This window comes from Paenisporosarcina sp. HGH0030 (assembly GCF_000411295.1).
Classification (GTDB): domain Bacteria; phylum Bacillota; class Bacilli; order Bacillales_A; family Planococcaceae; genus Paenisporosarcina.
Map to the genome: position 1 here is coordinate 88,273 of NZ_KE150422.1, position 18,899 is coordinate 107,171.

13 protein-coding genes, 1 tRNA gene and 1 other RNA gene are annotated in these 18,899 nt (G+C 37.6%); 1 reads left to right on the plus strand and 14 read right to left on the minus strand.

Features of this window, described 5'->3' with window-relative positions:
- Nucleotides 1-42 precede the first annotated feature (42 nt).
- The 3 genes from HMPREF1210_RS12535 to HMPREF1210_RS12545 all read right to left on the minus strand — a co-directional run bounded on the left by HMPREF1210_RS12535 (nucleotide 43) and on the right by HMPREF1210_RS12545 (nucleotide 3,824).
- Nucleotides 43-1,374 (minus strand): DUF4179 domain-containing protein, encoded by a 1,332-nt coding sequence (locus HMPREF1210_RS12535; protein ID WP_016429064.1) that lies wholly within the window; start codon nucleotides 1,372-1,374, stop codon nucleotides 43-45.
- Nucleotides 1,367-1,885, minus strand: coding sequence for a sigma-70 family RNA polymerase sigma factor (locus tag HMPREF1210_RS12540; RefSeq protein ID WP_016429065.1), 519 nt, complete (start codon nucleotides 1,883-1,885; stop codon nucleotides 1,367-1,369). Before HMPREF1210_RS12540 ends, HMPREF1210_RS12535 begins: the two co-directional genes overlap by 8 nt.
- Nucleotides 1,886-2,195: 310 nt before the next feature.
- Entirely contained in the window at nucleotides 2,196-3,824 is a 1,629-nt protein-coding gene (locus HMPREF1210_RS12545) for a GNAT family N-acetyltransferase (RefSeq protein WP_016429066.1), read from the minus strand.
- A 636-nt stretch (nucleotides 3,825-4,460) separates the two neighbouring features.
- Between HMPREF1210_RS12545 and HMPREF1210_RS12550 the strand changes: the two genes are divergently transcribed.
- Nucleotides 4,461-7,493, plus strand: coding sequence for an efflux RND transporter permease subunit (locus HMPREF1210_RS12550; protein WP_016429067.1), 3,033 nt, complete (start codon nucleotides 4,461-4,463; stop codon nucleotides 7,491-7,493).
- A gap of 289 nt (nucleotides 7,494-7,782) precedes the next feature.
- Here HMPREF1210_RS12550 and sstT read toward each other — a convergent pair whose 3' ends face one another.
- From sstT to eno, 11 genes are all read right to left on the minus strand, one after another.
- Nucleotides 7,783-9,051 carry a serine/threonine transporter SstT gene (gene sstT / locus HMPREF1210_RS12555; protein WP_051123229.1) on the minus strand — a complete coding sequence of 423 codons (1,269 nt, stop codon included), beginning with the start codon at nucleotides 9,049-9,051 and terminating at the stop codon, nucleotides 7,783-7,785.
- A gap of 695 nt (nucleotides 9,052-9,746) precedes the next feature.
- Nucleotides 9,747-9,926, minus strand: a complete 180-nt coding sequence (locus HMPREF1210_RS12560; protein WP_016429069.1) for a DUF4083 family protein — start codon at nucleotides 9,924-9,926, stop codon at nucleotides 9,747-9,749.
- Nucleotides 9,927-10,591: 665 nt separating this feature from the next.
- Complete coding sequence (locus tag HMPREF1210_RS12565; RefSeq protein WP_016429070.1) at nucleotides 10,592-11,770, minus strand: NupC/NupG family nucleoside CNT transporter; 1,179 nt, start codon at nucleotides 11,768-11,770, stop codon at nucleotides 10,592-10,594.
- Nucleotides 11,771-12,020: 250 nt separating this feature from the next.
- A tRNA-OTHER gene (locus HMPREF1210_RS18095) sits at nucleotides 12,021-12,108 on the minus strand.
- Nucleotides 12,069-12,218 carry a hypothetical protein gene (locus HMPREF1210_RS18250; RefSeq protein ID WP_016429071.1) on the minus strand — a complete coding sequence of 50 codons (150 nt, stop codon included), beginning with the start codon at nucleotides 12,216-12,218 and terminating at the stop codon, nucleotides 12,069-12,071. Before HMPREF1210_RS18250 ends, HMPREF1210_RS18095 begins: the two co-directional genes overlap by 40 nt.
- A gap of 350 nt (nucleotides 12,219-12,568) precedes the next feature.
- Nucleotides 12,569-12,924: a transfer-messenger RNA gene (gene ssrA, locus HMPREF1210_RS17785) on the minus strand.
- 122 nt (nucleotides 12,925-13,046) lie between these two features.
- Entirely contained in the window at nucleotides 13,047-13,514 is a 468-nt protein-coding gene (gene smpB, locus HMPREF1210_RS12575) for an SsrA-binding protein SmpB (protein ID WP_016429072.1), read from the minus strand.
- A gap of 242 nt (nucleotides 13,515-13,756) precedes the next feature.
- Nucleotides 13,757-16,081, minus strand: coding sequence for a ribonuclease R (rnr, locus tag HMPREF1210_RS12580; RefSeq protein WP_016429073.1), 2,325 nt, complete (start codon nucleotides 16,079-16,081; stop codon nucleotides 13,757-13,759).
- A gap of 43 nt (nucleotides 16,082-16,124) precedes the next feature.
- The gene (locus HMPREF1210_RS12585; RefSeq protein ID WP_016429074.1) at nucleotides 16,125-16,871 is read right to left on the minus strand and encodes a carboxylesterase; all 747 of its coding nucleotides are present in this window, start codon (nucleotides 16,869-16,871) and stop codon (nucleotides 16,125-16,127) included.
- A gap of 149 nt (nucleotides 16,872-17,020) precedes the next feature.
- Nucleotides 17,021-17,248 (minus strand): preprotein translocase subunit SecG, encoded by a 228-nt coding sequence (gene secG / locus HMPREF1210_RS12590; protein ID WP_016429075.1) that lies wholly within the window; start codon nucleotides 17,246-17,248, stop codon nucleotides 17,021-17,023.
- Nucleotides 17,249-17,601: 353 nt separating this feature from the next.
- Nucleotides 17,602-18,897 carry a phosphopyruvate hydratase gene (eno, locus tag HMPREF1210_RS12595; RefSeq protein ID WP_016429076.1) on the minus strand — a complete coding sequence of 432 codons (1,296 nt, stop codon included), beginning with the start codon at nucleotides 18,895-18,897 and terminating at the stop codon, nucleotides 17,602-17,604.
- Nucleotides 18,898-18,899 lie beyond the last annotated feature (2 nt).

Genomic DNA, 18,899 nt, shown 5'->3' on the forward strand with positions numbered 1-18,899 from the left:
GGAAAGAGGATGTCCCAACAATGGGTAGGCATCCTCTTTTTTTTACTTATTTGGTTTTTTCAATTCTACCTTAATATCGCCTTCAATGTAATTTGGATATGCCAATAATTCGAGCTCTAGTGGATTCTTATAGTCGATAGTATCAAAATCTAGTGACCAATGACTTTCCAATTTTCCTGAATCATAAAACATTGAGGTAGATGGAGAACTTATCGATTTTCCATTGGCATCTTGTATTATGCTGGTTAAACTAAAATTGTTATTTACATCTTTGGCCTGTGTTAAGAAGAAATCAGCGTGAGTTTTACTAGACTCACCTAATTGCAATCTTCCATCACGTGGACTGTTCAATAAAATATTTTTTTCAGTATCTACAACAACAATTGCTTCATCTTTATTAAGGGCCTGTAATTTATTTATTCGTAAGAATAGTTCTTTTGGTTTTTCAAAGTAATTGCTTTGTAAGTATATAATTTGTTCTAACTCTCCAACTTCACTTCCAGAAATTCCACTTCTAGAACCCCAAATCTCTCCATTTTCATCTTCTAAACGTAAATCCGGAAATTGGAGGATTTTTTTCGAGTTATTTGGATTTATTGAAATTCGAACATCTACACGGAGAGGATTGATTGTTACTTCTTCAATCGTAAACTTTTGATTTTCAATTTCTACTTCTTTCTTTAATACAAAATTAATGCTCGGTTTAACATTTTCGGGAACAGTAAACGGAATAATATATTCTATTTCCTTTCCTTCATTCTCGATTGTCATCACGAGTGAAAATGATAAATCATTAAACTTCGTTGGCTTTTGAAAATGAAAATCGATTGTATTACTAAACTCTTTAACAGCTTGATCATTAGCTGAGATACTAAAAGAACTACTTGGCGAAATAATTTCGTCGTTCCTTAATTCTACATTTCCAACCCGAACATTCTGTATGGCTTCTTCAGAACTAACGGTATAAAAAACATTCATCCCCGATTCATCTAGGATGACACCGTCAATGGTTAGTGTTAGATCTTCCTTGGTTTGAGAAGCATTAATTTCTTGGTAGTAGTCATTTTCAATAGCTGCCGTTAAACCCTTATCATAGTGTATCATTTCAACAATTTTCTCCAGTCCAGGTATAGATGAAACCGCATTTGCAAAAGTTGCGGACACTCGAATGGATGTGGCCAATGTAATCATGAGAAGTGCAGTTGCTGCAAGCATTCCATAATTTCGTATTTTTCTCTTTTTCTTTTTCACTTTTTCAATCTTTGCACGTTCATAGCCTTGCCCAATTGCTCCGTCCAGCTGTTCGGTAGGAATACTGATGTGTTCAAGCTGACGTCGAAGTTCTGCCAATTTCTCTTCCTCGTTTTCAAACATGATCCACTTCCCCTTTCTCCGTCAGATGGTGGCGCAACGTTTTCAAGATTTTGTGAAGACGGGATTTGACGGTTCCCTCAGGTATATTTTCTATCACCGCAATGTCCTTAATCTTCGTATCTTGAAAATATTTCATATACACCAATTGCTGCTCCTGCTCTGATAACTTATTTAAGGCTTCCTGCAATTCAAATTGAACCAAATCATTATTAACGGATATTTCATTAATTAGTTCAGAATTTGAGAAACGCTTTTTCTTTTTCAATTGATCTTGGCAATAATTCATCATGATACGAGTCAGCCATGTATTAATATAGCAAGGTTCTTTGACTGTATGAATTTTTTTATATGCTCTGTAGGTGACTTCCTGAATGGCTTCCAGAGCATCATGTTCATTTCTCAAAAAAGCGAATGCTGTCCGGTACAATGCTTCTTTATTGAATTGCATTACGAGCAGGAATGATTCATCATCTCCAGCAATTGCCCGTTTGACGATTTCAATTTCCCCCAAATCGACCCCTCATTTCAACCTCTGTTATGTATTAGACATTTCACATTCCAAAAAGTTCATATGACAAATAAAAAAAACCTGCCACTTTATGGTAGTGGTCAGGCAGATGGTACACAAGATGTATTTTAGGAAGCTAAGAGTAATGACTTATCGATTTTTTCTCTCTTTGTTTCTTTGCACATTTCTCAACCATATTATAAGCTTTCCTAACCGATGTTTTGATACGTAATCGGAATATACTTTCACATGATCTCCCCCAAAACCAATTTACTGTTGCATGTCCATTTTTAAACCAACAACTCAGCCAAGCTCACTGCTTGCTCGTCGAATTAGTTAAAACTTGTGTAGATGGCTTAAATAACAAATTTCTTTTCTTGATACTGCTGACATGAGTGAAACCTAATTGTTGAAGATGTTTCGTAGTCACTTCATCTTTTTTTGTGGTATGCAGAAAAATGTCCTGAACTCCATTATCTTGCCGCAAAAATGAACATACACTCGACAACTTATGAATTTGCCACTCTGCAATATACGCACTGTTTTTTGGCAACTCCTGCAAGTAATCAACTTCATCTACACGTATAACATTTGGATGAACCCAAAACATCGAAACATTGGCATCACCATAGGGGGTGAACCCATTATAAAACCATTTATTCGTTTGCTTCAGGTCGTGATGTCGTTTTCGTGCTTCGGGATAGATAAGCATTTGATAATCCAGCGAATCTTTAGTACCTTGCTTTTGTTGATAAATCTCGACAGATTTCTGCGAATAAATTTTACCAACTTGGCTGCGAAACGCTTTTACCCACTCTCTGAAGCTAGCATTCCGAAAAAAATGCAGATTTTTTCCAAGAAACTCATTTTTAAATAACAATACTTTATAATTCTTCTTTAAAATTTCTTTTACATACCCCTTACCTTTGATCAGTTGGAAGACCATTTGAGTTTGCCATTCATTAGAAGAAAACAAGAAATTGTTCGTGTAGTCTACTCCCGTATTCCAGTCGAACTTATATGGCTCGTAGCCAATGCTCAAGTCATAAATTCTCAAATCATCATTTTGGCTTCTAGTGATCAATTCTTTATCGAGGATTGTTCCAGGTCCATAAAGGCTGTAGTCAGGATCGTGCCCGTTCAAATAACCGACATGTCGACCTCTGCACTTAAATACGTAAGAGAACGCAATCATTTGATCATCCAAATATAAGCCTTCCACTTTTGCTTTCATCGGTCCATCTTCACAGTTTAATAAAGCACTGTAAAACATCTGATGTTCTTCATCCGTGAAATTGGTCTCGTCCATCTTTCTCCATCGCTTATCATGTAGCGTAAAAACTTGTTCGATTTCATCTGGACTGCTAGTCATTACTTTTGGATGACCTAAATAACGAAGTCTCTTTTCCCTGCGATTGAGACCGTGAATTTTGCTTCTTTTTTTCAAGTAATCTTCGAGATTGAGCGTGTCCGTTTTCACGAAAGGCGTAACAATTGAAAATATGGTGGGTTCACACTTTCTTCTAGCCAGATACAAACTCAACATATTGGTTGTAGGGCTGCTTGATAATAACCCATGTAAATTAAAGATGCATTTCGGCATCGACTCCATTAATTCATCGAAAACATATTGAATCACTTGTTCTCTTTCATCATCGTATACGACGATATCCATGTAATGCGCTTCACCACGCCCGAGGAACTCAATGACGGTCGACTTCATCATGTGAGTGATTTGCAAAGGGAAAAAGGCAATCACGTTATCTGCTTTTTCTACGACGATAATTTCGACTCCCCGATTGCGCCCAAGGTATTTCCACCAATTCTCTATCCATTGAAATTCAATGAATGGGTTATCGTTCTGATTGATATCCAAAATGTGATCCCACATTTTCTGATAAGGTTTCAATTGCTCCAATGACCGGATATGGTAAACCTTCATTAATTTCTCCCTTCTATTATCAGTTGATATTGAATGGTTTCGAGGAAATAAATGAGAAACTTCCGATTGCTTAAGAATTAATCTGAGAAGCTTGGACTATTTACAGTCGCTCAAGTCGCACTTTTTATAAGAGGCGATATGAGATTATATTCAGCCAAGGACCTTATACAGAACCTTTTTATTAACAACAAAAAAACACGTCTTTCGAAATGAATCGAAAGACGTGGTTAATGATGGGTAAATCCATCTACATTTAAATGAATCATGTAAATGGAAACGGCGTGGCCGCTACCCCCTTATAACAACGTAATTGTCTGTAAATGCCGTTGTTCTATTTGATTAATACAATGCATAGTTTGAGAGGTTATTTGATGTTTTCTCATGTTCAAAACATCACTCCGTTTACTTTTCCATTATCTTCTAAGTCTTAGGTCTTAGAAAAACATAATTCTAAGGATCAATGTGGAAGAGACTCCTTTTTTTTACAATGAAGATGTAACTGAAAAGATGGTAAGAAGGGAGCATATAGTTTGAATTAAGTTTTTGTAAAATTTAATAAAAGTCTGATTTTTCGTTTTGCATTTATAGTATATTTCTTTTGATATCAAATTTGTAATTTTATGGAGGGGAATTGTTATGTCGATATTTACCAAGTGGGCTTTTCGAAACAGGGCTGCTGTCGCTGTATTAACCATTTTAATATTGGTGATAGGTATTGTCAGCTATTTTAGATTGCCTATGGAATTTTTACCATCTGCGGATAATCCGCAAGTCACCATTATTTCCGTAGGTCAGGGAACTGACTCCAATACGATGGAATCAGAAGTAACCTATCCGATTGAAAGAGCTGTTGCAGGATTGAATGGAAAAACATCTGTCTATTCTACAACAGGAGATGGATTTTCAAAAGTAGACCTGTTTTTCGAGGCAGGATATGATATGAAACAAGCCAAACAGGATGTACAAGATGCGTTAAGTAATGTAGCTTTGCCGCACTATATATCCAAGCCAACCATATCACAGCTTAATACATCTATGATTCCAATTGCTAACATTGCTGTCACCTTTGAAGAAGGTGTGACTACAGAAAATGTGGATTTTGCTCGTGAAGAGCTTCAATCTCTTTATCAAGAAATCAAAGGTGTTTCCAGTGTAGATCTATATGGGATTACAGATTCCGTCATTTCCGTGAATATTGATGATGAAAAATTGGCTGAAAATCAAATTTCTCTTCAAGCAGTTATGGGCATTCTTAATGGTCAAAATACTGCTGTAGCTGTTGGTGAAAAGATTATTGACGGAAAAACAAGCAATATTAAAGTAATCGGTGATTTAACAAGCATTGAAAAACTAAAAGGTTTAACTGTTGCACCCAGTGTGACGCTTGGAGATATTGCAACAATTGAAGAAACAAGAGATGCAAATTTCATTAGCCGATTCAATGGAAAGGAAAGCTTAGATATTAGCATCACAAAGGATAGCCAATCCAATGCGGTGACTATTAGCAAAGAAATTGAAAAAGTAACAAAGAAAATCAATGAAAAGTATGATCAGCAGGAATCTGTTATTTATATTTCCTCTGCTGATATGGTCCAAAATTCCGTTCATACTATGATAAAAGAAGTTCTTCTTGGTGCACTATTTGCAACAATCGTCATTATGGTTTTCCTGCGAAATATCCGTTCTACTTTTATTACCATAATATCGATTCCTCTATCCCTGTGTTTCACACTATTCCTTCTGTCTTGGTCTGGTGTGACATTGAATATCTTAACGCTCGGTGGTGTCGCTGTTGCAGTTGGACGCCTAGTTGATGACAGTATTGTCGTCATAGAAAATATTTTCCGGAAAATGCAAACAGAGAAATTCTCAGTTCAAATGGTTATTGACGCAACGAAGCAAGTAGGGGTTGCTATTACTGCCTCTACATTAACAACAGTAGCCGTTTTCTTACCTATGAGTTTACTGAATGGTGGACTTCAAGAATTTCTTTTACCATTCGCTTTAACCGTTACTTATTCCTTGCTAGCATCCTTGATTGTCGCGTTGACTGTTGTTCCGTTAATGAGTGCGGGATTATTAAAGAATACAAAGCTTCCTGAACATAAACCAGCTGTTCGTTTTCCAAAAGTAGTTACTTGGTCCTTGAATCATAAATGGATTGTTTTCTCGATTTCCATCCTCCTATTCATCGGATCCATAGGCACTTACTTTTTCATTCCAAAAGGTGCAGTTGACAGCTCCTCTGCTGACTATGTCCTGACCACGCTGAGTTACCCGAATGATACGCCAGTGGAAGAAGTAAAGGAAAAGACAATTGAATTTGAATCATCCATTCGATCTATGGATGTAGTGAAACATGTGTTTTCACAGGTAGGTTCTCCAGCTGAAGCTGCTCAATATGGCTATGTTGGATCACCGACAGAAGCGTCCTTCAGTATTTTATTAGACGATAAAAATGATACAGACTTCATAGTGAAAGAAATGTTAAAGAAAAAGGATCAATATCCTGATGCCATTCTAGAAGTAACTACAGCCTCCTTTATGATGGGAGGAGCAGGTACAAATATCACCATTGATGTAGTCGGTGAAAATTTAGCAGACCTTGAAGAAGTGGCAACCAATATTAAAGAAAAAGTGCTAAACATTGAGGGTGTCGAGGAAGTATCGACCAATCAAGACGAGAAGAAAACTGTACACTCCCTTGTTGTAGATCCAACAAAAGGAAATACTGAACAAATCGCACAGCAGTTGGGTGTGATGTTAAATAAAACACCAATTGGAACGATTAGTTTAGATGACAAGCAGAAAACTGTATTCCTGGAACCGCTCCTGGATACGGAGACACCTGAAGACTTGGAGAATATACCAGTCATGACCGATTCCGGCCTTGTACCAGTATCATCCATTGCTACTTTACAAAGTGAAGAGCTTTCAACCAACCAGTTTCATAAAGATGGGGATGCCTACCTTCGTGTTACAGCATCAGTTGATCCTGCAAAGCTTTCTGAAATCTCAAAAACAATCAATCTAGAGATTTTCGGCGATCAAAAAGACAATAAAGGCATGGATCTACCAGATAATGTTGAGGTTCTAGTAGGTGGATCAAGTAGCCAACAGGCAGATGATTTTACAGATTTATTTCTAATAATGCTTGTTTCGATCGGAATAGTATTTTTAATTATGGTCATCACATTTAAGTCGATCAAAGCACCAATCGCCATTCTTTGCTCCCTTCCACTTGCTGCGATTGGCGCAATTTTAGGAATCCTCATCAGTGGAATTCCAGTTGATATCACAGCACTACTAGGAGCATTAATGCTAATTGGTATCGTCGTAACAAACGCGATTGTTCTTCTAGACCGAGTAAAACAAAATGAACAAAAAATGATTATTCGTGATGCGCTAGTGGAAGCGACATCAACAAGGATGAGACCGATTTTCATGACTGCAATTGCAACCATCTGTGCGATGCTTCCACTGCTACTAAAACAAGCCGAAACAGGAAGCTTAGTATCACAAAGTCTAGCTATTGTTGTGATTGGTGGTCTAGCCATGGCAACCGTGCTGACCCTAATCGTGATTCCTTGTATGTATGAATTACTTTACTATAGAAAGTCTAAGAAACAGCGAATGAATCAAACAACTGAACAAGATATTTCAGTATGAAATCCTGACTTTCGCTTAAAAGCTTGGGACTGACCAAATAGAGTGAGACAAATAAAAACACCTTTAAGTTGAAAACGGGTTTGAATACCTGAACCAACTTGGAGGTGTTTTCTATTAGTAAAAGAATAATTTAATATATCCCAAACCATTATGTACAAAACAAAAAAACACGTCTTTCGAAATGAATCGAAAGACGTACGTGATGGTGATTTCAAATGAATACCTTTATGGAGCATTAGGTCAGATCAATAGTTAAGCTTCTATATTCTTTTTACTAGAGTCGTAGATCCTAAGATTTCATAGTTACTACTGTACCTTCTGTACCTTCTTTACGTTCTTTACGTTCTGTACCTTCTTTACGTTCTTTAGCATACTCAGCTGTAGCTGTGAACAGTACGTCAGAAGAAGAATTCAGTGCAGTTTCACAAGAATCTTGAACAACACCGATGATAAAACCAACACCAACAACTTGCATTGCAATATCATTTGGAACTCCAAATAAATTACATGCTAGTGGGATAAGTAATAGTGATCCGCCTGCAACACCTGATGCACCTGCTGCAGAGATAGCTGCTACAACAGAAAGCATTAGTGCAGTCACAAAATCAACTTCAATACCAAGCGTATTTACTGTTGCAAGAGTTAGTACAGCAATTGTAACGGCTGCACCAGCCATATTAATTGTAGCACCTAGAGGGATTGACACTGCATAAGTATCCTCATCTAAGCCTAGTTTTTCACATAATTTCATATTTACCGGAATATTTGCAGCTGAACTACGTGTAAAGAATGCCGTAATACCACTTTCTCTTAAAACCATTAAAACAAGTGGATAAGGATTTTTTCGCGTATAGATGAATACGATTAACGGATTCACTACAAGTGCGATAAACAACATACATCCAACTAGAATTAAAATTAATCTACCGTAATCAAGTAAAGCAGAAAGACCACTTGTTACAATTGCACTAAATACAAGCCCCATAATACCAAGCGGTGCTAAATTAATCACCCATTGTACTACTTTAGTAATTGCATCTGAAAAATTACCTAACATGTCTTTCGTATTTTGATTCGCATTTTTTAATGCAATCCCAAGAACGATTGCCCACATTAATATACCTAGATAGTTAGCATTTACTAATGCATCAATTGGATTAGCAACTACGTTAAATAGTAATGTTTGAATAACTTCAACAATACCTTCTGGTGGAGATATGTCTTCTGCTCCTGATGTCAGTGTTAATGTAACTGGGAACATAAAGCTTGCAACTACAGCGACAGCCCCAGCTAGGAATGTACCAATAGCATAAAGACCAAGAATTGATTTCATATTCGTTTTCTTACCACTTTTATGTACGGCAATCGCATGCATCACTAAGAATAATACTAATATTGGTGCAACTGCCTTTAATGCACCGACAAATAAAGAACCGAAAATGGAGATCCAACTTGCGGCTTCAGGAACCGTTAAAGCTAAGATAAGACCGACAATAATACCGATCATAATCCTTTTTACTAGGCTCACTTGATTCCATTTAACAAATAAATTTTTCATTCTACTACCCCCCAAAATTTTCTTAAAACACGCATAAAAAACGCACAATCACTTCTCCTCGTTAAAATAATGTGTACTTATTTTAACTTTAAATAGACTGATATTTTATTCTATCACAAATTTTTAGAATGTTATATCGATTTTTTTTGTTATCTTTTGGGATATCTTATGAAAGCCGTCCTTGTGTTAGTTGCAATTTGGGGAGCATAAGGGCAGGGCATCATAAAACATCAAAAAAGCCACAATCCTGAATTATCTTCAGTAATTGAAGCTTTAAAATTCATAGTGTTTGTTCCCTGTGTAAGAAACAAGCTTGAGCGTTAGCGAATAAGGAGGGTGAAGCCATGCCCCCGGAAAGCGTCCGGTCATAGCGAAAATCAACATGATGATTATTTAGATTCTTTTTATTAAAAAATCACTTATTAGAATGCCATTAGATGAAAAAACGTATATTTAGGTGAAAAAGTAAAAAACGCCACCCCCCTTGATTAAAGCATTCGCTGCATTGTTGTTTCTATAGAGTGCAGTTTTATAAAAGTGGTAACAAACAATTCCTACAGTCATTTGACTATCGTCACATAAGGCTCAGTTAATCGCCGATAATTCGGCAAAAGAAAAAAGAACTCTATTAGAGTCCCTTTTTGAATTCTTCTTAAACTAAAAAAGCATTACAACTGATGCTTTGGAATTGGAAGTTATGGGGAAGTGCGCTCATTTAAAAGTAAATCTTTGATTTCATCTAGTTTAGTTTCAATATCTTTATAATGAGTATTCCGCAAGCTTGAATTTATTAATAACCTACGTATAAAAAGAGTAAACGACATTGCTCCTACCAAACTTAAAGTTATTATAATAAGATTTAAGATTATCTCCATATTAACCCCCAACACTTTTTTCTAATTGTACCATATTTTGCACTTTATATAATGATTAGCCTAAACTGGTTTGTCCCCCTGCCCATTACCGATATAGATAGTAAAAGTTGCAAAATATTTAAATTTTTCACTTAAACTAGATTCTACGTATGGTTAATGGGATTGAACTAACCAGTGGCGTTAGTTTAAGTACATTCTCTTCACAATTTCTGTATTTATAAACTAATCATAATTTAAAATTCATTGAAACTCGATGAAATATAAAAAACGCCAAAACCTTTATGTATCAAGGATTTTGACGTTCATTGAAACTCCATGAAATTAAATTATGGAGACGGCGGTTCTTGAAATGAAATTATAGAAAAGTGCTGAAATACCAGTATTTCCAACGATTTTTGGTACACCGTCCTATACGCGAATTGGAAATATTAAAGACACCTGATTTTTTAGACACAAAAAAACCTCCTAATCATAATTGATTTAGAAGGTTCTTTGGTAATCTTAACAGTAAGACGAGATTGAAGATAAAATACTAAAATTCGTATTCCGTTCTTTTACCTACTCACTGAAAAGGTTTATTTGACGTCCTTTTATGTCCAAGGAATACTTATAAGTATTCGCTGGGATGTTGCTTTTATTAGGGTTTTGGATGACACTTTTTCTAACTATAGGATAAAACTCACAATAATCGCTGATAATACGCTCACTAAAGTTGCTCCGTATAAAAGTTTCAAGCCGAATCGTGCTACAACGTTTCCTTGTTTTTCATGAAGACCTTTTACAGCACCTGAGATGATGCCAATTGAAGTGAAGTTTGCAAATGAAACAAGGAAAACTGAAATGATTCCAATTGATCGTTCACTCAGATTTGACGCTAATTCATTTAATGAAAGCATCGCTACAAATTCGTTTGTAACTAGTTTGGTAGCCATAATACCGCCTGCTGTTACTGATTCTGAAACAGGGATACCCATTAAAATCGCAAATGGAGCAAAGACATATCCAATAATTGCTTGGAACGTGACTCCAAATATCATATCAAATAAGTTATTTATTCCTGCCATTAGTGCAACGAATCCAATTAACATCGCCGCAACCACGATTGCAACCTTGAATCCATCCATAATATATTCGCCAAGCATTTCAAAGAAGCTTTGTTTTTCTTCTTGCACAACAAGGAGATCTTCTTCTTCGGTTACAGAGTAAGGATTAATGATTGAAGCAATGATGAATCCTCCAAATAAATTAATCACGATTGCAGTCACGACATATCTCGGTTCAATCATCGTCATATAAGCTCCGACAATAGACATCGATACTGTAGACATCGCTGACGCACTTAGTGTATATAGACGTTGAGGGGATAATTTTCCAAGCTGTTTTTTCACAGTAATAAATACTTCAGATTGTCCAACAATAGCGGATGCTACTCCATTGTAAGATTCCAATTTACCCATGCCATTTACTTTACTGATTGCCCAGCCAAGCCATTTCATAATGAAAGGAAGAACCTTAATGTGCTGCAGAATTCCAATCAGAGCCGAAATGAAAACGATTGGAAGTAAAGCAGTTAAGAAGAAAGGAGCTTGTCCTTCATTTGCAATGCCGGCAAATACAAAGTTGATTCCTTCATTAGCGTAATCTAGTAATTTTGTAAACACAGCTGCGATTCCCTCAATAAGAATCAATCCAAATTTGGTATTCAGTAATATAAAAGTTAATATTAACTGAATTATGATCATCTGAATAATTGGTCTTATTTTTATTTCTTTACGATTGTTACTTGCAACCCAGGCAAGACCCAGAACAACAATTATGCCTACGATTGAGATTAAATAATTCATTTAATGCCTCCACAAAGTTGTATTATTAAAAGGTTAAACGTCTGACCATTAAACTTACTTAATAAGTATACATTTATAACTTATCATGTCCATATACAATTTATTAAATGTTGCCCATGTTGATAAAGGAATATTATATTTTGACTACGTTCGGTTAATACTTATTGAAACTAGATGATATAGACAAAAAGAAAAAACCCTTGATTATCAAGGGTCTTAACACTGTATGAAATCATATGATTTCGTAATATGGAGACGGCGGGAATCGAACCCGCGTCTTCCTATGTTTTCATTCATATTATTTATCTGTTTGTTTTTGTTTTTTTTTCAAATACTCCGCACGTATTTTTTCAAGTTGCTGCTTTTTATCAAATTTGGCAGGCTTGTGTTTTTCATGATACTTTGCCACAGCCACCTGACCTTTGGTATCCAATTGATATTTCCCCACTTTGTTCACCTACTTTTCTTGTCTTTAAAGAGAATCTATTCAACAAATATAATATACCTTATTTTACTGAAGTAAACCTTTTTACTTTATTAGTGTACTGCCTAACCTTGCATATATCAGTAAAAACTTAGTAAAATAATTCATAGCCAAATGGTATTCATTATACTTATCTTTACGACAAGCTCCTAATCCAAATTGGAATCAGAAGGTTTATAAACAAAGTTCATATAAATAATGTGTAAATTACCCTAATAACAAAACAAGGATATTTAATAAGAGTTCAACTCCTATCAAATACCCCTAACATTGTTTAAACATTGATTTAACAGTGTTTCTACTGTCAAAAATAAATATGGAGACGGCGGGAATCGAACCCGCGTCCAGAAACTCCAACACTTAAGCTTCTACGCGTGTATCTTGCCTATTGAGGTTTCGCGCAGCATTATGCCGACAAGCGGGCGTCTTGTGCGCTAACTTGAAAGTCTCTTCTCGGCGGCTCAAGTCGCACCGACGATCGTATCCCACTAAGAGTGAGCTCGTACAGGACCACATGGGCGATGGTCAAGACAAGCAACATTGTCAGCTTACGCTGCGAATGCTAGGTTTTGGTTTTTGCCAGTTATTATAAAATGACGTTGATACGGAGCCGATCCCTCCGACGCGCAACTTAAGCTCAGACCATCCCTGTCGAATCCGTAACGTCCCCTTATAGGATAATCATAAAGTCTTTTAACTCTTTATGATAAGGGATGTTCGGGTGAACAAAAAGTTCAGCTGGCAAAGCTGTAAATCTATTATAAGGCAAATTTGGTCAAACTTCAAGTACCATCAATCTTGATTGCGGGATTTGAATGCACGTTCAATGTCTCGCTTCGCTTCTTTCTTCTTAAGATCATCGCGTTTATCGTAATTCTTTTTCCCTTTACCCATGCCGATTAACACTTTTGCAAAGCCATCCTTCATGTACATTTTGATGGGAATGATTGAATAGCCATCTTGTTTTGAAAGACCAATCAATTCACTGATTTGTTTTTTATGCAATAACAGTTTCCTAGAACGCAAAGGTTCATGGTTGAATCGGTTTCCTTGTTCATATGGGCTGATGTGCATATTCGAAATCCATGCTTCATTGTTGCGAATGCGGACGAATGCATCCTTCAGCTGAACTTTCCCGTTACGGACTGATTTGATTTCCGTACCTTGAAGCACAATTCCTGCTTCAATTGTTTCATCAATAAAATAATCGTGATTGGCTTTCTTGTTCTGCGCAACCACTTTCCCAGTTCCTTTTGGCATCTGTCTACACCTCGCTGTCAAGAAAAGCGCAAAGCACCACTCTAGCCTACACCATCGCCTGAAGTTACCGAATCGAAGTGCATTCGTTTCGATAGGAAGGCTAAAGTCACCGCGTCCTGCGGTAACGCATGACCCACATCCTGTGGGCCCAAGCTTTGGCGTAGGCTGGCGCTTGGAGCTAGACATAACATAATTTTATATTTTATTAGCTTTGTGGAGCGGCTATCCGCCGCTCCGATTACTTACTTTTTCTTACGCTTACGACTGCTTTTATTTTTCTTGGCAATGTCTTCATAAAACTTTTTCTTTTGATTCACGCCTTTTTTTGGTCCTGGCGATGATTTATCAGCAGAAGATTTACCTCTTCCTGCCCCTTCTTTTCGTTTCGCATGAATGACTTTCGGCGTTTCCTTGCGAGGAGGACGGTTGAAAGTTTTGACCATACCGACAATTTCAAAGTCGATGGCAGACTCTTCAGGTTTAACAGATGTCACACGAACCGTAACTTCATCCCCGATTCGGAATTGTTTTCCTGCTCTTTCACCAATCATCATCATCTGACGATCATCAAATCGATAATAGTCATCTGTCATATTACTTACATGCACGAGTCCTTCAATTGTATTCTGAAGTTCGATAAACATACCAAAGTTTGTTACAGAGCTGACGATTCCTTCAAACTCTTCACCAATCTTATCAGCCATGTATTGTGCTTTCTTCAATGATTCTGTATCCCGCTCTGCATCAACAGCACGGCGTTCACGTCCAGAAGTATGGTCAGCAATTTCATCCATCACTGCACCCCAATGAGCCACTGTTGGTTTTGAAACATCTCCATTAATTAAATATGTTCGAATTAATCGGTGAACGATTAAATCCGGATAACGGCGAATCGGTGAAGTGAAATGCGTATAGTAGTCCGTCGATAATCCGAAATGTCCTAAACTTTCCGCATGATACTTCGCTTGTTGCATTGAACGTAACATCATCGTTGAAATAACCGGTTCTTCTGGTAGTCCTTCGATTGACTCTACGATTTCCTGTAACGCACGTGGATGGATTTCATTACCCGAACCTTTTACCACGATGCCGAAATTTGTAATGAATTCGAAGAAACGTTGAAGCTTCTCAGGTTTTGGATCTTCGTGAATACGGTAAATGAATGGTACATCCATCCAGTGGAAATGCTCTGCAACTGTTTCGTTCGCAGCCAGCATGAATTCTTCAATCAAGCGCTCAGCGATCGTACGTTCACGAATGACAACATCCGTTGGCCATCCATCCTCGTCCACCAAAATTTTTGATTCCTTGAAGTCGAAATCAATCGCACCGCGGTCTGCACGTTTTTGGCGTAAAACTTCAGCCAATTCTGCCATTAGTTCGAACATTGGAACCAAATCACGGTAGCGTTCGATTAGTGCTTCATCTTTTTCTTCGACAATCTTGAAAACATCCGTGTATGTCATACGTTCTGTTGTTTTGATGACACTTTGGAAGATTTCATGTGATACGACTTTCCCGCTGCCATCAATCACCATTTCACAAGATAATGTCAAACGGTCCACTTTTGGATTCAATGAACAAATTCCGTTAGAAAGACGGTGTGGAAGCATTGGGATTACACGGTCAGTCAAATAGACACTCGTTGCGCGTTCATAGGCTTCGGTATCCATTGGCGAACCATCAGTTACATAGTGACTAACGTCTGCAATATGAACTCCGAGCTTGTATGTTCCATCTGCATTCTTCGTGACTGTAACGGCGTCATCCAAGTCTTTTGCATCTGCTCCATCAATCGTCACGATAACTTCATTTCGAAGATCACGTCGACCTTCCAAGTCCGCTTCAGTGATTTCATCAGGCACTGCATTAGCTTGATCCAATACTAGTTTCGGGAATTCCGTTTCGATTCCATGCTTATGGATAATGGATAAAATATCGACACCAGGATCATTTTTATGTCCAAGAATTTGTGTAACCATACCCGTTGCTGATTTACGACCTTCTGGCCATCCAGTAATTTCTACAACTACTTTATGTCCTTCCATCGCGCCAAGTGTATCTTCTTTCGCAATGAAAATATCCATTGAGATTTTTTTATCGTCCGGAAGTACAAAGCCGAAGCCTTTATTATCTTGGAACTGTCCGACCACTTTCGTGATGCCACGTTCTGTAATTTTGGTAATCGAGCCTTCACGTCTATCGCCTGAGCTTGAGCTCGAAACACGAACTAAAACGCTATCTCCATTCATTGCTCCATTGATTTCTGTTGGTGGAATGAAAATATCATCCATGCCTTCTTCTTCCGGTGAAACAAACCCAAATCCTCTTGGATGTCCAATGAACTTACCTTTTAATAAATTCATTTGTTGCGGGAGTCCATAACGGTTCGATCTAGAGCGGATGACATCGCCTTGTGTTTCTAATCGGGCAAGCGTCTTCACTAATTCCTTAAATTCCTCGGAATACTCCAGCTCAAGCTTTGATTCTAATTCCTGAACGGTCATTGGTTTATAATCTTCTTCTCGTAATATCGCGAATAATTGTTCTTCTAAAGATTGTTCCATGATTCATCCCTCCTTCTATCAGCGTGTGCGTGCATGGCAATTTTTACACATGCCAGTCAAGTGATTGTAAAAATTCTAAAATATCTTCGTGCAATTGCTCTTTTTCCTGATCAAGTGTAATTACATGGCCTGATTGTTCGTACCATTTAATCTGCTTTTCAAATGATTCCGCCTGATTATATATAATATTAGCCGAGTCCACGTCAATAACACTATCTTGACGGCCTTGCACAACAAAAAGTGGTGCATAGACATGATCCACATGATCACGAACGTTATACACGAGTTTTCGTAATTCAGGTAGTGAATCCATCGAAGTCTTTTGAAGTGCTTCTACTTCTTCTTCGATAAGTGATGTGTCTTTTCCTTCATAGCGCTTATAATCCCTCGCATATTTCAATACACCTTCATACATGAGTTCAGTAGTCTTCATGGACATTGGTGCACACATCGTCACGATACCCTTTACAGGAACGGTATACCCTAATTTCAGTGAAAAGACACCACCTAATGATAAACCTGCCACAGCAATTTCTTCGTATCCAGCAGCCTTCAATTGATCATAGCCACGCATGACATCTTTCCACCAATCAGCAGGTCCACTTTGAATCAATTCTTCTGGTGGAACACCATGCCCTTTATAATGAGGAGCCAATGATGTGTAGCCATTCTTTTCTAAAAAACGGCCAAGCATGCGTACATCTGATGAGTTCCCAGTAAATCCATGCAACAATAATACGGCTCTTTTACCCGCTTCAAAAAAGAACGGTTTGGGTTGCGCAATTCGCATTAAAAAAACCTCTCCTTTACAAAACACATCATTCAATCAGTATGTATCTAAATAATGTTTTTAATTATGACATCCAACTTTTCCCATCATTTCATGGAATAAGAAAACGCCTAACCAATTCAGTCGGTCAGGCGATTCGTATGTGTTGATTATAATTTTGTTACGGCAATTGCCAAAATAAAAAATAATACAGCTAATACAATCGTTACACGGTGCAAGACAAGATCAATACCTCTTGCTTTTTGCTTACCGAAAAGTTGCTCAGCTCCGCCAGAGATGGCACCTGATAAACCTGCACTTTTCCCTGATTGTAACAACACAACAACGATTAATGCTAGCGAAACGATGACGAGTAAAGTCAGTAAAAACGCATGCATTTGTTCCACCTCCGATCAGAAACATCACAACAATAACTATTTTACCAAATAATAGAGATAAGCACAATAAGTTAAGAGAAATAGAATAAGAATTCTGTCAGATTATCTGATAATATGATAGAATCTTGCAGAAAATGTGTATAGCACCTTTATAATTTGACTCCATATTTTGCTGGAGAGATTCGAAAAATAACCTATCGCATAATGGACTGAATCTAATTCCAGAATGGCGCTTTAAGTTAGACAAAGAAAGAATATTGCAAGCGCAAATGTACGATAAACACCTAATTTTATAAAAAAGCCAAATAAAAAAAGCCGCACACCTAAATGAAAAAGGTGTGCGGGCTTTCCAATTATTTTTTCAAGTTATAAAACGTTTTTAGTCCTAAATATTTTGCAGTGTCATACAATTGGTCTTCGATACGAAGCAATTGGTTGTATTTTGCCACACGATCAGAACGTGATGGTGCACCCGTTTTGATTTGGCCTGCATTTGTTGCTACAGCGATATCAGCAATCGTTGCATCTTCAGATTCACCTGAACGATGTGAAATAACAGTAGTATAGCCAGCACGCTTCGCCATTTCGATCGCATCAAATGTTTCAGTCAATGTACCGATTTGGTTAACTTTGATTAAGATCGAGTTGCCAACGCCTTCTTCGATTCCGCGTGAAAGTTTCGTTGTGTTCGTTACAAACAAGTCGTCTCCTACTAATTGAACGCGGTCGCCCAAACGCTCAGTCAGTAATTTATGACCAGCCCAGTCGTTTTCGTCCAAACCATCTTCTATTGAAACGATTGGGTATTTGTTGCAAAGCTCTTCATACCAAGCAACCATTTCCTCAGATGTTTTCACGATGCCTTCGCCAGCCAAGTGGTATTTACCATCTTCTTTATTAAAGAACTCAGAAGAAGCTACGTCCATTGCAAGCAAGACTTCTTCACCAGGTTTGTAACCTGCTTTTTCAATAGCAGTCAAGATTGTTGTAAGAGCTTCTTCATTAGAAGCTAAGTTCGGTGCAAATCCACCTTCATCACCAACTGCAGTGTTCAATCCTTTTTCATGTAGCACGGATTTCAGGCTATGGAAAATTTCAGCACCCATACGTAGTGCATGACGGAAAGATTCTGCTCCAACAGGCATAACCATGAATTCCTGGATATCAACATTGTTATCTGCGTGTGCTCCACCGTTAAGGATGTTCATCATCGGAACTGGAAGTTGCTTCGCGTTGAATCCACCCAAGTATTGATAAAGTGGAATATCCAAGTAATCTGCAGCAGCATGAGCAGCAGCAATTGATACACCAAGAATTGCGTTAGCGCCAAGTTTCCCTTTATTGTCAGTACCATCTAATTCAATCATCGCCTGATCGATCGATACTTGATCCAAAACAGAGAAGTTCTCTTCGATTTCAGCTGCAATGATATCGTTAACGTTTTCAACAGCTTTTAACACACCTTTACCAAGGTAGCGACCTTTGTCTCCATCACGAAGTTCAACGGCTTCATGTTCACCAGTGGAAGCACCTGAAGGTACGATTGCACGGCCGAATGCGCCGCTTTCCGTGAATACTTCTACTTCGATTGTGGGATTACCACGTGAATCCAATACTTCGCGAGCTTGTACTTGTGTAATAATTGGCATGT

Bases quoted from the DNA above. Each gene is read 5' to 3' on its own strand.
- HMPREF1210_RS12535 (WP_016429064.1), bottom strand. From the start codon at position 1,374: ATGTTTGAAAACGAGGAAGAGAAATTGGCAGAACTTCGACGTCAGCTT.
- eno (WP_016429076.1), bottom strand. From the start codon at position 18,897: ATGCCAATTATTACACAAGTACAAGCTCGCGAAGTATTGGATTCACGT.
- HMPREF1210_RS12560 (WP_016429069.1), bottom strand. From the start codon at position 9,926: ATGGAGATAATCTTAAATCTTATTATAATAACTTTAAGTTTGGTAGGA.
- HMPREF1210_RS12565 (WP_016429070.1), bottom strand. From the start codon at position 11,770: ATGAATTATTTAATCTCAATCGTAGGCATAATTGTTGTTCTGGGTCTT.
- smpB (WP_016429072.1), bottom strand. From the start codon at position 13,514: ATGCCAAAAGGAACTGGGAAAGTGGTTGCGCAGAACAAGAAAGCCAAT.
- HMPREF1210_RS12545 (WP_016429066.1), bottom strand. From the start codon at position 3,824: ATGAAGGTTTACCATATCCGGTCATTGGAGCAATTGAAACCTTATCAG.
- secG (WP_016429075.1), bottom strand. From the start codon at position 17,248: ATGCATGCGTTTTTACTGACTTTACTCGTCATCGTTTCGCTAGCATTA.
- sstT (WP_051123229.1), bottom strand. From the start codon at position 9,051: ATGAAAAATTTATTTGTTAAATGGAATCAAGTGAGCCTAGTAAAAAGG.
- HMPREF1210_RS12550 (WP_016429067.1), top strand. From the start codon at position 4,461: ATGTCGATATTTACCAAGTGGGCTTTTCGAAACAGGGCTGCTGTCGCT.
- rnr (WP_016429073.1), bottom strand. From the start codon at position 16,081: ATGGAACAATCTTTAGAAGAACAATTATTCGCGATATTACGAGAAGAA.
- HMPREF1210_RS12585 (WP_016429074.1), bottom strand. From the start codon at position 16,871: ATGCGAATTGCGCAACCCAAACCGTTCTTTTTTGAAGCGGGTAAAAGA.